Source organism: Streptomyces sp. NPDC058812, assembly GCF_042744565.1.
Taxonomy (GTDB): Bacteria; Actinomycetota; Actinomycetes; order Streptomycetales; family Streptomycetaceae; genus Streptomyces; species Streptomyces thinghirensis.
In genome coordinates this window covers 237,830-252,255 of the sequence record NZ_JBHYOB010000007.1, presented here as the reverse complement: position 1 = coordinate 252,255, position 14,426 = coordinate 237,830, and the positions used below count along the sequence as shown (strand labels likewise).

General features: G+C 73.5%; 13 protein-coding genes. 9 read left to right on the top strand and 4 right to left on the bottom strand.

All coding sequences use genetic code 11. The features are described from left to right. Window positions 1–175: 175 nt before the first annotated feature. The 3 genes from ACFW48_RS16845 (at window position 176) to ACFW48_RS16835 (ending at window position 1,782) form a co-directional block, all read left to right on the top strand. On the top strand, window positions 176–832 hold the full coding sequence (locus ACFW48_RS16845; RefSeq protein WP_386315685.1) for a helix-turn-helix domain-containing protein: 657 nt from the start codon (window positions 176–178) through the stop codon (window positions 830–832). 32 nt (window positions 833–864) lie between these two features. Next, window positions 865–1,404 (top strand): toxin-antitoxin system, toxin component, encoded by a 540-nt coding sequence (locus tag ACFW48_RS16840; RefSeq protein ID WP_386315683.1) that lies wholly within the window; start codon window positions 865–867, stop codon window positions 1,402–1,404. A gap of 138 nt (window positions 1,405–1,542) precedes the next feature. Beyond that, window positions 1,543–1,782 (top strand): hypothetical protein, encoded by a 240-nt coding sequence (locus ACFW48_RS16835; RefSeq protein ID WP_386315319.1) that lies wholly within the window; start codon window positions 1,543–1,545, stop codon window positions 1,780–1,782. A gap of 78 nt (window positions 1,783–1,860) precedes the next feature. On the opposite strand, the gene ACFW48_RS16830 is transcribed toward ACFW48_RS16835, so the two are convergent. Then, entirely contained in the window at window positions 1,861–2,541 is a 681-nt protein-coding gene (locus ACFW48_RS16830; protein WP_386315317.1) for a 4'-phosphopantetheinyl transferase, read from the bottom strand. Then, window positions 2,538–3,407 carry a metallophosphoesterase family protein gene (locus ACFW48_RS16825; protein WP_386315315.1) on the bottom strand — a complete coding sequence of 290 codons (870 nt, stop codon included), beginning with the start codon at window positions 3,405–3,407 and terminating at the stop codon, window positions 2,538–2,540. The genes ACFW48_RS16830 and ACFW48_RS16825 overlap by 4 nt, the downstream gene beginning before the upstream one ends. A gap of 282 nt (window positions 3,408–3,689) precedes the next feature. Between ACFW48_RS16825 and ACFW48_RS16820 the strand changes: the two genes are divergently transcribed. Further along, a complete protein-coding gene (locus ACFW48_RS16820) occupies window positions 3,690–4,859 on the top strand; it encodes an ATP-grasp domain-containing protein (protein ID WP_386315313.1) in 1,170 nt (389 codons plus the stop codon). A gap of 25 nt (window positions 4,860–4,884) precedes the next feature. Here ACFW48_RS16820 and ACFW48_RS16815 read toward each other — a convergent pair whose 3' ends face one another. Continuing rightward, a complete protein-coding gene (locus ACFW48_RS16815) occupies window positions 4,885–6,222 on the bottom strand; it encodes a 6-phospho-beta-glucosidase (protein ID WP_386315311.1) in 1,338 nt (445 codons plus the stop codon). 450 nt (window positions 6,223–6,672) lie between these two features. Here ACFW48_RS16815 and ACFW48_RS16810 point away from each other — a divergent pair, with 450 nt between their 5' ends. From ACFW48_RS16810 to ACFW48_RS16790, 5 genes are all read left to right on the top strand, one after another. Further along, window positions 6,673–7,512: an IclR family transcriptional regulator gene (locus ACFW48_RS16810; RefSeq protein WP_386315309.1), complete on the top strand. Its 840-nt coding sequence runs from the start codon at window positions 6,673–6,675 to the stop codon at window positions 7,510–7,512. 105 nt (window positions 7,513–7,617) lie between these two features. After that, window positions 7,618–8,814 carry a sensor histidine kinase gene (locus tag ACFW48_RS16805; RefSeq protein ID WP_386315307.1) on the top strand — a complete coding sequence of 399 codons (1,197 nt, stop codon included), beginning with the start codon at window positions 7,618–7,620 and terminating at the stop codon, window positions 8,812–8,814. Beyond that, window positions 8,811–9,479, top strand: coding sequence for a response regulator (locus ACFW48_RS16800; RefSeq protein WP_386315305.1), 669 nt, complete (start codon window positions 8,811–8,813; stop codon window positions 9,477–9,479). The genes ACFW48_RS16805 and ACFW48_RS16800 overlap by 4 nt, the downstream gene beginning before the upstream one ends. 146 nt (window positions 9,480–9,625) lie before the next feature. Continuing rightward, the gene (locus tag ACFW48_RS16795) at window positions 9,626–11,731 is read left to right on the top strand and encodes an MMPL family transporter (RefSeq protein WP_386315303.1); all 2,106 of its coding nucleotides are present in this window, start codon (window positions 9,626–9,628) and stop codon (window positions 11,729–11,731) included. A 267-nt stretch (window positions 11,732–11,998) separates the two neighbouring features. Then, on the top strand, window positions 11,999–13,399 hold the full coding sequence (locus ACFW48_RS16790; protein ID WP_386315301.1) for a glycoside hydrolase family 16 protein: 1,401 nt from the start codon (window positions 11,999–12,001) through the stop codon (window positions 13,397–13,399). Window positions 13,400–13,487: 88 nt separating this feature from the next. Here the strand turns inward: ACFW48_RS16790 and ACFW48_RS16785 are convergent, their stop codons facing one another. Then, window positions 13,488–14,408, bottom strand: a complete 921-nt coding sequence (locus ACFW48_RS16785) for an AraC family transcriptional regulator (protein WP_386315299.1) — start codon at window positions 14,406–14,408, stop codon at window positions 13,488–13,490. Between the last annotated feature and the right edge of the window lie 18 nt (window positions 14,409–14,426).

The following is a 14,426-nucleotide window of genomic DNA, read 5'->3' as shown; positions in this document are numbered from 1 at the left end:
CCCACGCGAGGCGTGTCAACTATCGTGGCATTTCGTGCCTGTTGACGGCTGAAATAGGCCACAGTTGTGGCGAGACCTGGATGTGAGTTCGAGCGGCAGGCTACTCTCCGGGAAGTTCACGGCAACCGCTTGTGAGAAGCCTGTGAGGCCTGTGAGAGACGTAGGAGAGCTGTCGGTGACGGGTGGCTTCGAGGGTCCGGGCGCCATGCCGACGGCCGTGCTGTCCGCCGTCGTCGCCCGCGTCACCGCACTCGCGGACCGGCTCGGCGTGCCCGCCGCCGAGGTCTTCGACGTCGGCCGCCTGTCCGCCGCCTCCGGCGTCCCCGAGTCCGTGGCGGGCGCCCTGCTGAGCGGCCGCCCGGCGGGCGAACCCGATGTGCAGGCCCGGTTCGTGCAGCGTCTTGACCTGCTGCGCCGCACTCGGCTGAAACCGAACGGACGCAAGTACACCCAGCAGGAGATCGCCGACGGCGCCGGCATGTCCCGGCAGCAGGCCGGCGCCCTCATCAACGGCGACCGACGGCCCACCATGGAGCACTGCGACGCCATCCAGCGCTTCTTCCGGGTGCACGCCGGATTCCTCACCGCCGAGGACCCCGAGGCGCTCGCGGGCGCCCTCCAGCACACCGAACAGGAACTGCTGCAGCAGCTCGCCGACCGGGAGCGGAAGGCGGCGGCCGCCGCCGGCGACCCGCTGGAGCGGCTGTTGCAGGACCACGGCGTCCGCGGCATCGCCTGGCGGGCCGCTCAACTGCCCACCGACCAGCACCGCGACAAGGTCGCCGAATGGCTGGACATGCTCCTGGAGAGTGTCAAGCGGCCCGAGTCGTGAGCCTGGGGAGAGACGTGGGCATCGGTAGGGAGATGCGCCGCCTGTGCGGCGAGTTGGTCGAGGAGCTGACGCTCCCCGCCCCGGCGCGGCCCGCCGAGTTGTACGCGGCGCTGTGCGAGGCGATGAGCAGGCGGCGGGGCCGTCCGGTGCTGTTCCGCACGGCCGCCTTTCCGCCCGGGACGGCCAGCGGCCTGTGGCTCGACATGGCCGACCAGGACCTGGTCGTCGTCGAGGAACGCACCGCGCCCGACCACCAGTTGGTCATCCTGGGTCACGAACTGTGGCACATGAAGGCCGGACACCGCGGGCACCACGTCGAGGGGGCCACGGTCGCGGCCCGGCTGCTCGACGCCGACGGCGCGGACCGGGACGAGGAGGTACTGCGCGCCACCGTGCGCACGGTCGCCGCGCGTTCCCGCTTCGACCTCGCCGACGAGAAGGAGGCGGAGACCTTCGGGCTGCTGCTGGCCAGCAAGTGCCGGACGTGGCTGGACGGTTCGGCTCTGCGCGGGCCGGTGCAGCGGGACCACCTGGCGGGACGGATAGGGGCTTCGCTGGGCTACCTGGGCTGATGGCTCGATCGGCCCAGGGCGGGGCGGCGCACGGGGCGCGGCTCGGCGGGATTGTCAGTGGTGGACGGCAAGCTGGGAGTGCGCCGCCGCTGTGCGGGGGCGCGTGACCACTGACGTCATTGTGGGGAGAGCCGACCGATGACCACCACCGCCGTACTGACCGACCACGAGCGCACCGCCGTTCAGGCCTACCTGCGGCTCCTGCACACGGTGCGCGCCGGTTTCGACACCGCGGCGGGACCGGCCGACGCACCTCGTCCGCCCGTCGTCCCGCCCTCCGTGCTGGCCGAGGCAGAGCAGGCGCTGGAGGCCGCCGGGCTGGCCGGTAACGAGGAGGAGTTCTTCCGGCTGCTGCGGAGTTGGTGCCCGCGGCCCTGACGCGCCGCGCCCCGCTCGTCGTGCGGCCGGCCGCGGGCGGAGCGGACCCCGGGGAGCGCGGGCGGCGCGCCGGAAGACTCAGGTGTGCGGGACCGTGACCGCCGTGGCGACCAGTCCGTGCCCGGCGGTCCAGCGGCCGTCGAAGTGGGTCAGCCGCCTGCCGCCCACGGTCGGTCCCGGCACCAGGAGGGTGGCGCGCAGGGTGCCGCGGCGCGGGTCGCCGGGGTTCACGAAGATCTCGATGTCCGCCTCCATGAAGTCCAGCCACTTACCGGTGAGGGGGAACCACGCCTTGTAGACGGACTCCTTGGCACTGAACAGCAGCCGGTCCCAGTGGACGCCGGGACGCTCCCCGGCCAGCCGGCGCAGTCGTTCCGCTTCCCCGGGCAGGGACACGGTGGGCAGGACGCCGTCCGGGAGCGGCCCGTCGGGTTCGGCGTCGATGCCGAGGGAGGCGAGGTCGGTGGCGCGGACCAGGGCGGCGGCGCAGTAGCCGTCGCAGTGGGTCATGCTGCCGACCAGTCCGGCGGGCCAGCGCGGCGCACCGCGTTCGCCGGTCAGCACGGGCTGCGCGGGCACACCGAGCTTCTCCATGGCCCGGCGGGCGCAGGACCGGACGAGGGTGAACTCCCGGCGGCGCTTGGCGACCGCGCGGGCCACGAGCGCCTCCTCCTCCGGGTAGAGGGGAAGGTGCCCCGTCTGGTCCTGGCCGTGGGCCTCCACGGTGACGACCGTCTCGGGCAGCAGTTCCTCGATCACCGGGCCACCTCCTCTCGCGTCGCCGACGGCAGGATGCGGCGCAGCGCTCCCGGTGGCCCGGTCCGCTTGCGCCATTCACGGGGGTAGCCCACCGACACCTCCTCGAACCGGACGCCCTCGTGCCAGGTGGTCCGCGGGATGTGCAGATGCCCGTAGACCATGGTGTCGACCCGGAACCTGCGGTGCCAGTCGGCGGTCAGTCGCGTGCCGCACCACATGGCGAACTCGGGGTACCACAGGACGTCGGTGGGGTGCCGGTCCAGCGGATAGTGGTTGACGAGGATCGTCGGCAGGTCAGCGGGGAGCGCGGCGAGCCTGCGCTCGGTCTCGGCGACCCGCGCCCGGCACCAGGCGTCACGGCTCGGGTAGGGGTCGGGGTGCAGCAGGAACTCGTCGTTGCACACGACGCCGGTGCCGTGGGCGTACGCCAGTCCCTCGTCCTTGGTCGCCGATCCGGCGGGCAGGAAGGAGTAGTCGTAGAGCAGGAACAGCGGCGCGACGACCGCCGGGCCGCCGGCTCCCTCCCACACGGGGTACGGGTCCTCGGGTGTCGTCACGCCGAGTTCGCGGCACATCTCGACGAGGTGCTCGTAACGGGCGACGCCGCGGAGGGTGAGGGCGTCCTTGGGATGCGTCCACAGTTCGTGGTTGCCGGGGGCCCAGACGACCCGGCGGAAGCGGTCCGCGAGGGTGCCGAGGGCCCAGCGGATGTCGGAGACGGTCTCCGCCACGTCGCCGGCCACCAGGAGCCAGTCGTCGTCGGACTCGGGACGCATCTTCTCGACCAGGGCGCGGTTCTCCGCATAGCCGATGTGCAGGTCGCTGATGGCCCACAGCCGCCCCGGGCCACCGTCCGTCGCCGTCATCCCCCACCCCTTCCGGACGCGCGTTCGACGCCACGAGATCACATCGCGGGCCCCGGTCACAAGGGCGGCTCGCCACGCCGGACCAGGGCGTCCCGGCCGCGCCGTGGTCCCGCCCGTGCATCCGTGTGACGCGCTTTGCGTCCGGAGGCGTGGAACCCCCTATGATCGGCCCAACACCACCGCCACGATTCCCTCCGCGCAGGGCGGCTTGGTGTCCCTCCAACCCCCTGGCCGGGCACGGCCTCGCTTCGCCCTGCCCGCGAACCGTGAAAGGCGGCCTGCATGGTTTCTCCCGTACGCGTCTGGCTCAACCGCACGTACGCGGAGAACGTCTTCTTCATGGATCAGCTGCGGAGAAATCCCGCCGACCGGGCCGTCGAGATCCACGCCACGCACGGCGACCCGGACTCCCCCGTGCTGGCCGCCGCGGACACCGCCGACCTGGAGCCGGAGGGCCTGTCCCCGGCCGGTTACGTCGAGTACGCCCTGGACCAGTGCGCGCGGCGCGGCATCGACGTGTTCGTGCCCCGGCTGTACCAGTCCGCGATCGTGGCCCACCGTGCCGAGTTCGAGGCGGCCGGTACGGCGCTGCTGGCGCCGCCGCCGGAGGCGGTGGCCGTCTTCCAGGACAAGGTGATCGCCTACGAGGCGGTCCGGGCGATCGGCGTGCCGGTGCCGCCGTGGTGGCGGGTCCGCACCGCCGGAGAACTCGTCTCGGCCGTCGAGGAGCTGGAGGCGCACGGGCACCGGGCGTGCTTCAAACCGGCGTCCGGCGCGGGTGGTGTGGGCTTCCGGATGGTCACCCGGGACCCGTTCTCCCTCGCGCACCTGAACGGCTTCCCTGGTCCGTCCGTGCCGCTGCACCTGGTCGTCGAGGCGCTGCGGGCGGCCGAGGAGCCGGTCGACTGGCTGGTGATGCCGCGGCTGGAGCAGCCGGAGGTCTCGGTGGACTGCCTCACCGGGCCCGACAACAGGGTGCGGCTGGCCGTGGGCCGTACCAAGGACGGCCGCCGCCGGGGTTTCACGCTCCACGAGCAGTGGCTGGCGCCGGCCCGGCGGATCGCCGAGGCGTTCGGGCTGCACCACCTGTCCAACGTGCAGTTCCGGATGTACGGCGACCGGCCCGTCCTGATGGACGTCAACACCCGGCCGGCCGGGGGACTGCACCAGCTGGCGCTGTGCGGGATCAACGTGCCGTGGGCGGCGGTCCGGCTGGCCCTCGGTGACGACCCGGGCGAGCTGACGCCGCCGTTCCTGGGCCAGGACTACACGGTGGTGTCCGGACTCCGCCCGCTGCGGCCCGTCTCCCTGCCGCATCAGCGCACGGACCTCCCCGCCGTGGCGGCCCCGGCCCCGGCCTCGGCCCCGGTGAAGTGTCCGGCGGTCACCGCATCGGCCGTCGGCCCGGTCACCGCCCCCGCACCGGACCCGGCCGCCGGGGCTCCCGCGTAGGACGCGGCCGAGAGGCCGGCCGTCCCTACCTCAGATACGCCAGACCCGGATGGGCGGCCGTGTAGCCGTCGACGAGGCGGTGGGCGACGTTGACCGAGTCGACGAGCGGGTGCAGCGCGAAGGCGCGTACCGCTGCCGTACGGGAGCCGGTCCCGGCCGCCGTCAGGATCTCGCGCTCGACCGCCTTGACCGCGCAGACCAGGCCGGTGGCGTGGCCCGGCAGCGGGTCCACGGCCACCGGGTGGGCACCGTTCGCGTCGACCAGGCACGGGACCTCGATCACGGCGTCGGCGTCGAGGACCGACAGCGTGCCGCGGTTGCGGACGTTGAGGATCAGGGTGGTGCGCTCGTCGCGGGCGACGGCCCGCATCAGCGCCAGCGCCACCTTCTCGTAGCCGCCGGACAGGTCGTCGGCCTCGCGCTCGCCCGCGCCCGCCGCTTCGCGGTTCTCGGCCATGTAGGTGGCCTCGCGCTCGGCGCGGGTGCGGTCCCAGGTCGCGAGGGCGGGGGCGTCGGGGCGGCGCATCTGGTCGTAGAAGCGGGCCTGCTGGTCGCGCAGGAACGCGCCGCGGGTGCGGTCGGCCTCCTGGTAGGCGCGGACGGTCTCCCGGTTGAAGTAGTAGTAGTGCAGGTACTCGTTGGGGATCGCGCCCAGCGAGCGCAGCCACTCGGGGCCGAAGAGGCGGCCCTCCTCGAAGGAGCCGAGCAGCGCCGGATCGGCGAGCAGCCGCGGGAGTTCGTCGCGGCCGGCGACGCCCAGGCCGCGCACCCAGCCGAGGTGGTTGAGGCCGACGTAGTCGATCCACGCCCGGTCCGGATCGGCGCCCAGCACGCGGGCGACGCGGCGGCCGAGGCCGACCGGCGAGTCGCAGATGCCGATGACGCGGTCGCCGAGGTGCCGGGACATGGCCTCGGTGACCAGGCCGGCCGGGTTGGTGAAGTTGATGACCCAGGCGTCCGACGCCAGCCGGGCCACGCGGCGCGCGATGTCGACGGCGACCGGGACGGTGCGCAGTCCGTACGCGACGCCGCCCGCGCCGACCGTCTCCTGCCCGAGGACGCCCTCGGCCAGCGCCACCCGTTCGTCCTCGGCCCGCCCCTCCAGACCGCCGACGCGGATCGCGGAGAACACGAAGTCGGCCCCGCGCAGCGCCTCGTCCAGGTCCGTCGTCGCGGTCACCTCCGGCGCGTCCGCCACCCCGGCGGCCTGCTCGGCCAGTACCCGGGTCACCGCCGACAGCCGGGCCGCGTCCAGATCGTGCAGCACGACATGCGTCACGCGGCCTTCGGAGCGGTCCCCGAGGAGCGCCCCGTACACGAGCGGCACCCGGAATCCGCCGCCGCCCAGAATCGTCAGCCTCACGCCCGCACCCTTCCGTCACCGGCCCGACTTCCGTCTGGCGCCGATCATGGCACGCCCGGCCCGACGGGTCGGCCCCCGTCGCCCGCCGCAGCCCACACGTGCCCCACCCGCCTCGCACGCACCGACAGCACCTCCGGCTCCGCATCCCACCAAGCGCCCAGCCGTGCACCCGGCCCGGCAGGCCCCCGCCGCCTCCCACACACCCCACCCGCCTCGCACGGCGTCGACGACATCCCCTGACCCGCCCCCGCCACGCACCCGGCTCGCTGATCTCACCGCCGCCCACACACCCCCTGTGCCGGGCGCGGCCGGCATCGTACGCTCGGGCCGACGCCCCACCCCCGCCACGCCCCAGCCCCACCCCCGCCACGCCTTCGCCCCGCCATCGCCATCGCCATCGCCATCGCCATCGCCATCGCCATCGCCATCGCCATCCGAGGATGCCCGGCCATGACCGCCCTCCCCCACTCCCGGCGTCGTTCGAGCGGGGGGACCCCCGTGCGCGGGGGCGCCCCCACCGCGCCCGACCGGCTGCTGTCGGTGCTCGCCGCGTTCGACCACGAGCACCCGGCGCTGTGCCTGACGGACATCAGCCGCCGGGCCGGACTGAGCCTGACCACCGCGCACCGGCTGGTGCGGGCCCTGACCGAATGGGGCGCGTTGGAACGGGACGAGTCGGGCGCCTACCAGGTCGGACTGCGGCTGTGGGAGGTCGCCGCACTCGCCCCGCGCGGTCTGCCGCTGCGGCAGGTCGCGCTGCCGTACCTGGAGGACCTGTACGAGGCGACCCACGAGAACGTGCAGTTGGCGGTGCGGGACGGTGGAGAGGTCGTCTACATCGAGTGGCTGGCGGGGCGTTCCTCGGTCGGTGTACACATCCGCGTCGGCGCCCGCTGGCCGCTGCACGCCACCGGGGTCGGGCTCGCCCTGCTCGCCCATGGCGAACCGGAGTTCCAGGAGGCGTACCGCGTGGGTCCGCTCGCCTCCTTCACCCCCTGCACGATCACCGATCCGGAGCGGCTGCGCCGGGTGCTGGCCGAGGTGCGGCGCACCGGCGCGGCGGTGAGTGACCGTCAGGTCACCGACGACGCCCTGTCGGTGGCCGCTCCGGTGTACGGCCCGGACGGCACGGTGACCGCGGCCGTCTCGGTCGTCGTACCGCACGCCGGCGCACAGGTGCCGGCGCTGGTCCCCGCGGTGCGGCTGGCGGCACGCGGGATCTCACGGGCGCTGGGGTGGCGGCCGGAGGAAACGGTGCGGGGCGGCGCGGGGCGTCCGTCCGGCCGGTGAGGCCGGGGGCCCTGCCGCCGGGCACCGGATATCCCTCTCACCGGTGAGGACGCGACCCCGGGGGCCTCGTGATACTGGGACGGCCCGTGCCCCGAGGAGCCGCCCATGTCCGCCCGGTCGCCGCTCGCCTCCGTCGTCGCACGGCTGCGTACGACGAATCCGTACGCCGTCGACGCGGCCGTCGCCGCGCTGGTGCTGTTCGCCGTCTCCCTGCAGTGGCTGTTCCCGGACGAGGGCGACGATCCGCTGACCTGGCGGGGCTGGCTGCTCGGGGCCGCCACCGCGGTTCCGCTGGTCTGGCGGCGCTCGGCGCCCTTCGCTACCGCCTGTGCCGTGTCGGTGGCCACCCCCACGCAGGCGTTGCACCACGCGCCCCCGCCCGACCTGATGTACGGCGGATTCGTCGTCCTCTACACACTGGCCGCCCTCGCCCGGCCCTGGCAGCGGCGCCTGATGCTGGCGGGCTGGCTGATCGGGGTCGCCGTCACCATCAGCCACAAGGAAGACGCCGAGCCCTTCGAGTACGCCTTCCAGCTGCTGAGCATCGTGTGCGCGTACGCGCTCGGCACGCTCTCCCGCACCCAGCGGGCCTACACCGCCGAACTGGAGGACCGGGCCCGGCGGCTGGAGCGCGAGCGGGCCGCCGACACCGCGCGGGCCATGGCGCAGGAACGCTCCCGCATCGCCCGCGACATGCACGACATCCTGGCGCACGCGGTCAGCCTGATGGTGGTGCAGGCCGAGGCGGGACCGGTCGTCGTGCGCAGTGACCCGGCGCGCGCGGAGGCCGCGTTCGAGGCGATCGCGACCGCCGGCCGGGACGCGATGACCCAACTCCGGCGCATTCTCGGCGTACTCAAGCAGGAGCAGTCGGCCGCCGTACCGCAACGCCTGCCGCAGCCGGGTGTGGCCGCGCTGTCCGGCCTGGTCCGGCAGGTGGGCGAATCGACGGGGTTGCGCGTGGAGTTGCGAGTGACCGGCGAACCGCGCCCGCTGCCGCCGGACACCGAGGTCGCCGCCTACCGCATCGCGCAGGAGGCACTCACCAACACGGTCAAGCACGCGTACGCTTCCTCCGCGACGGTCGGACTCGACTGGGCGGAGGACGAAGTGACCTTGACGGTGACGGACGACGGACGGGGTCCCTCGGCCCCGGGCGACGGCGGACACGGGCTGATAGGCATCCGGGAGCGGGCCGCCGCCTGCGGGGGCGGGGCCACCGTGGGCGGCGCGCCGGACGGCGGCTTCCGCGTCGTCGTACGCCTGCCCGTCGCCACCGGACGGCGGGCGGCGCTCGGGTGAGTATCCGGGTGGTCGTCGCGGACGACCAGGAGCTGGTCCGCAGCGGGTTCAGCATGATTCTGGAGGCGCAGGCCGACATCGAGGTCGTCGCGGAGGCGGGTGACGGTGCCGAGGCGGTGGCCGCGGTCGAGCGGCACACGCCCGACGTGCTGCTCCTGGACATCCGCATGCCGGTCATGGACGGCCTCGACGCGGCCCGGCGGGTGTGCGCGCGGTCCGCCTGCAAGGTCGTCATGCTGACCACCTTCGACCTGGACGAGTACGTGTACGAGGCGTTGTACGCGGGCGCCAGCGGCTTCCTGCTGAAGGACGTGCGCCGGGACGACCTGGTGCACGCGGTACGGGTGGTCGCGGCCGGCGACTCGCTGCTGGCACCGGCGGTGACGCGCCGGCTGGTCGCGGACATCGTGCGGCGCCGGCGGGAGGAGGCCACCGCCGAGGTCACCCCGCAGCGCCTCGACGTGCTGACCGCCCGCGAGGTGGAGACGCTGCGACTGCTGGCGCGCGGGCTGTCCAACTCCGAGATCGCCACGACCCTGTTCGTGAGCGAACACACCGTCAAGACCCATGTCAGCAACGTGCTGAGCAAGCTCGGTCTCAGGGACCGGGTGCAGGCGGTGATCTGCGCGTACGAGACCGGCCTGGTGGCCCCGGGCTCCCCCTGAAGAGTGAGGCGGGCGGCGGGCTCCCCCGTCGGGGCGAGTCCCGTAAACCACTCCCTCCGGCGATCCGGCATCGTGCCGCCGGCACGAGTCTGTTGGCGATGCCGAAAGACGCATCCCAAGCCGGATGACGATTGCCGGGAGGCACCGTGCTGTCCACACTCGCCCGGGCGGCGACCCGCCGCCCACTGACCGTGATGCTCCTGTGGGGGCTGTTCCTGCTGCTCGGCTTCGGACTCGGGACGGGTGTCTTCGGAAAGCTCTCCGACGACGTGCCCGACGTCCCCGGCACCGAGTCGGAGGTCGCCGCCGAGTACCTGGACGGCCTCGGCCCGTCGGGCGAGTCGATCACCGCCGTCGTCGAGGCCGCCGCCGTCTCCGGCCCCGAGGTGCGCGCCCAGGTGCGGCGGGCCGTCGCCGACCTGCGGGAGATCGCGGGCGTCGCCGCGGTGCCCGACCCGTACGCCACCCGCGGCCTGGTCGCCGAGGACGGGCGGGCACTGATCGTGCCCGTCACCTTCGAGGGCGGTCTTGACGACGACGCGGAGGAGGCCGCGGTCGACGCGGCGGCCGGCCGGCTGCACGGGATCGACGCCTCCGGGGTTCATGTCAGCGGCGGTCCGCTGCTGGGTGAGCAGCTCGGCGAGCGGGCCCAGGAGGACGTGAAGAACGCGGAGTTGATCTCGCTTCCGGTCGTGCTGGTGCTGCTGCTGGTCATCTTCGGCGGGCTGCGCGCCGCGGGGCTGCCGCTGCTGGTCGCGGTGGCCGGCATCGCGGGCGCGCTTTTGGGCCTGTTCGCCTTCAGCCAGTTCACGGACATCTCCGTGTACGCGATCCAGGTCACGACGATGCTGGGGCTCGGCCTCGCCGTGGACTACGCCCTGCTGATGCTGGTCCGCTTCCGGGAGGAACGGCGGGACACCACCGACGTGGTGGAGGCCGTGCACCGCACGGTGGTCGCGGCCGGGCGGACCGTGCTCTTCTCCGGGCTGACGGTGGCGGTGAGTCTGGCCGGGCTGCTGGTCTTCCCGAGTACGTTCCTGCGCAGCATGGGTCTGGCGGTGGCCGCGGTGGTCGTCGTCGACATGCTCGCCGCGCTGACGCTGCTGCCGGCGCTGCTGGCACGGTTCGGCGGGAAGATCGCCCCGGCGAAGGTGCGCCCGAAGGGGGAGGAGGGCCGGCTCTTCGCACGCCTGGCCCGCTTCGCGGCCCGGCGGCGCGTGGCCGTCCTGGCCGTCGCCGTGCCGGCCCTGCTGGTGCTGGCGCTGCCCGTCACCGGCATGCGCATCAACATCGGCGACGCGCGGCAGCTCCCGAAGAGCACCGAGGCACGGCAGCTGTACGACGCCGTCGAGGCGCACTTCCCCCCGGGCACCGGAGTCTCGCCGGTCACCGTGGTCCTGCGGCCCGGCACCGACGCGGCGACGGCCGACCGGATCCGCGCGCTCACGCCGGGCACCGGGAGCCGCGACCTGCCCGGCGGGACGACCGTGCTCGAACTGCCCCCCGCCGGCACCGTCGACGGCAGGGCCGCCACCGAACTGGTCGAACGGGTACGGGACATACGCGGCGACGCCCCTGTCCAGGTCACCGGTACCGCGGCCCAGCTGGTCGACTTCCGGGAGATGCTCGCCGACCGGGCACCCTGGGCGGCGCTGACCGTGCTGGCCGGGATCTTCGTGCTGCTCTTCGCCTTCACCGGGTCGGTGCTGCTGCCGCTGCGCACCATCGCGACCACGCTGCTCAGTCTCGCCGCCGCGCTCGGCGCCGTGGTGTGGGTGTTCCAGGACGGCCATCTCGCCGGGCTGATCGGGGCCGAGGGGCTGGGTGCGCTGAGTCTCACCGCCCCGCCGCTGATCATCGCGATCGCCTTCGGACTCGCCATGGACTACGAGCTGTTCATCCTGGCGCGGATGCGCGAGGCCCGGGAGCAGACCGGCGACGACCGGGAGGCCGTGGTGACCGGGCTGCGCCGCTCGGGCCGGGTGGTGACCTGCGCCGCGCTGCTCCTCGCGGTGGTCTTCGGCGCCTTCATGACGGGCGGCTTCTCCCCGATCCTGCAGATCGGGCTGGGCCTCACGCTGGCGGTGCTGATCGACGCCACGGTCGTACGGATGCTGCTGGTGCCGGCGACCATGGCGCTGCTGGGCCGCCGCGCCTGGTGGGCTCCGAAGCCGCTGCGCCGGGCGCACGAGCGGTTCGGAGTGCGTGAGGAGGCCGCCGCCCCGGCCGCGCCGCAACCGGCGCACCACTGAGGCACCGGCCACCGCGGTCCGGCCGGCCGCGGTCCCTCCGACGGGGGTGGGGGACCGCGGCCGTGGTGCGCACTTCGGCACATTCGCGTCGTTCACGGGGTGAACTCCTCTGCTCCGCAGGGACTTTCTCGGCTTCACCTCTTGACGACCGGTTCGGCCGAGAGCACATTGGCCGCACTCTGAGAGCGCTCTCAGCACGGCCCGCCGCACGGGGGCGCGCTCGGGGCCACTTCCGCTTCCCACCCCGCACCGAGAGGCGACCCCCACATGAGAGAAACCTCCGGCAACCCGCCCGGACGACGGCGACTGCGCCGGGCGCTGGTGGCCGTCGTCGGCACGCTCGGCCTCGCGGCGGCCGCCACCGCCGTCACCGGGCCGTCCGCGAACGCCACCGTCCCGCCACCCCCGTCCGGCTGGACGCAGGTCTTCGCCGACGACTTCGACGGCGCCGCCGGCTCCGGCGTCGACACCTCCGACTGGCAGTACGCGACCGGCACCTCGTACCCCGGCGGCCCCGCCAACTGGGGCACCGGCGAGATCGAGACGATGACGTCGTCCACCAGCAACGTCTCGCTGGACGGCAGCGGCAACCTCCGCATCACCCCGCAGCGCGACGGCGCCGGCAACTGGACCTCGGGCCGCATCGAGACGAAGCGTGCCGACTTCGAGCCCCCGGCCGGCGGCAAGCTGCGCGTGGAGGCCCGCATCCAGGTCCCGAACGTCACCGGGGCCGCGGCCAAGGGCTACTGGCCGGCGTTCTGGATGCTGGGCGCGCCCTACCGCGGCAACTACTGGAACTGGCCCGCCGTCGGCGAGATCGACATCCTGGAGAACACCCAGGGCCTCAACACCGTCTGGGCCACGATGCACTGCGGCACCTCGCCGGGCGGTCCCTGCAACGAGACCAGCGGCATCGGCGGCAGCACCGCCTGTCCCGGCGCCACCTGCCAGGCGGCCTTCCACACCTACCGGGTGGAGTGGGACCGTTCGACGAGCGTCGAGGAGATCCGCTTCTACGTCGACGGCAACAACTTCCACACGGTGCGCGCCAACCAGGTCGACGCGACGACGTGGCAGAACGCCACGAACCACGGCTACTTCATCATCCTCAACGTGGCGATGGGCGGCGGCTTCCCGGACGCCTTCGGCGGCGGCCCGGACGCCGGCACCCAGCCCGGCCACTCCATGCTCGTGGACTACGTCCAGGTGCTGTCGGCGGGTGGGAGCGGTACCACTCCCCCACCGACCGGCGGTGACCGCGACGCGTACAGCGCCGTCGAGGCCGAGTCGTACGACGCCCAGGCCGGCACGATGACCGAGGACACCTCGGACTCGGGCGGCGGCCGCAACCTCGGGGCGCTCGCGAACGGCGACTGGGTCCAGTACAAGGGCGTGAAGTTCGGTTCGACACCGGCCACTCAGTTCAAGGCCCGGGTGGCGAGCGGCGCGGCGTCCGGCGTCAGCGGTCTGGTGGAGGTGCGCCTGGACAGCCGTACCAGTACACCGATCGGCAGCTTCGCGGTCGGCAACACGGGCGGCTGGCAGTCGTGGCGCACGATTCCGGCGAACATCGGCTCGGTCACGGGCACGCACGACGTGTACCTGACCTTCACCAGCGGCCAGCCGGCGGACTTCGTGAACGTGAACTGGTTCAGCTTCGGCCGCTGAGCGGCAACCGGCCCCCCGCGGGAGGGCGAAGGGGCTCCACGCACGCGTGGGGCTCCTCCGTCGTGGTCCCGAGGGGGCCGCTCGGCGCTCAGCGCAACTCCGCCCGGAAGACCGCCGGTGTCTGTTCCGTGTGCTGCTGGAAGAACTTGGAGAAGTTCGCCGCGTCCGGGAAGCCGACCGCCGCGCCGACCCGGCCGATCGGCATGTCGGTGTGGGCGAGCAGGCGCTTGGCCTCCAGGACGACGCGCTTGTCGATGAATCCCTTGGGCGTCTCGCCGGTGGCGGCGCGCACCGCGCGGACGAGAGTGCGGCGGGAGTAGCCGAGCGCGTCGGCGTAGGCGCTGACGCTGTGGTTGGTGGCGAAGCCCCGTTCGACCGCGTCCCGGAAGAGCGTGAAGGTGGTGTCGCCCGGCGTGTCCGCCCGCCCCGGGCGCGCCGCCTCGGCGGAGCTGACCGCGAGATGCGCGAGACGCAGCAGGAACGCGGACAGCGTGTGGCGCAGTACGGCGGTGTGCAGGCTGAGGGGCAGGGTGGTGGCGTCCTCGTACTCGCGCCGCAGCTGGTCGAGTGCGGCCGTGAGCCCGGCGAGCCGCGCCTCGTCGGGGTGGAGCAGGGGCGGCAGGTCGTAGCGGTAGAGGCCGGTGGCCTCCACGGTGGCGCGGGGCAGGAAGCCGGGCTGCATGGTCAGGACCGTTCCGCGGTACTCGCTCGTCTGCGAGAAGCGGTGGACCTGTCCGGGCCGGATCCACAGCAGATCGCCGGCCGTCGCCTCGTACTCGGCGAAGTCGATCATGTGTCGGACCGGGCCGCCGGTGAAGAGCATGACGACGTGGAAGTCGATGCGGTGCACGCGGTGCAGCGGTGCCTGCGCGTGCCAGGTGCGGCCGGCACCCATGGGACCGACCTGCATGCCGACGCCGAGGAGGCTGAGATCGACCGGGAAGAGGAACGTTCTGATCCCGTCGCCACCCCTGCCGCCACCGCCGTCTTGGATGTTTTCGTCCGCCATGTCCTTCTCGTGCCGTCC

What these genes read in the sequence shown, in the direction of transcription:
- ACFW48_RS16840 (WP_386315683.1), top strand. Translation starts at nt 865, where the DNA reads ATGCGCCGCCTGTGCGGCGAGTTGGTCGAGGAGCTGACGCTCCCCGCC.
- ACFW48_RS16835 (WP_386315319.1), top strand. Translation starts at nt 1,543, where the DNA reads ATGACCACCACCGCCGTACTGACCGACCACGAGCGCACCGCCGTTCAG.
- ACFW48_RS16825 (WP_386315315.1), bottom strand. Translation starts at nt 3,407, where the DNA reads ATGACGGCGACGGACGGTGGCCCGGGGCGGCTGTGGGCCATCAGCGAC.
- ACFW48_RS16820 (WP_386315313.1), top strand. Translation starts at nt 3,690, where the DNA reads ATGGTTTCTCCCGTACGCGTCTGGCTCAACCGCACGTACGCGGAGAAC.
- ACFW48_RS16810 (WP_386315309.1), top strand. Translation starts at nt 6,673, where the DNA reads ATGACCGCCCTCCCCCACTCCCGGCGTCGTTCGAGCGGGGGGACCCCC.
- ACFW48_RS16805 (WP_386315307.1), top strand. Translation starts at nt 7,618, where the DNA reads ATGTCCGCCCGGTCGCCGCTCGCCTCCGTCGTCGCACGGCTGCGTACG.
- ACFW48_RS16790 (WP_386315301.1), top strand. Translation starts at nt 11,999, where the DNA reads ATGAGAGAAACCTCCGGCAACCCGCCCGGACGACGGCGACTGCGCCGG.
- ACFW48_RS16785 (WP_386315299.1), bottom strand. Translation starts at nt 14,408, where the DNA reads ATGGCGGACGAAAACATCCAAGACGGCGGTGGCGGCAGGGGTGGCGAC.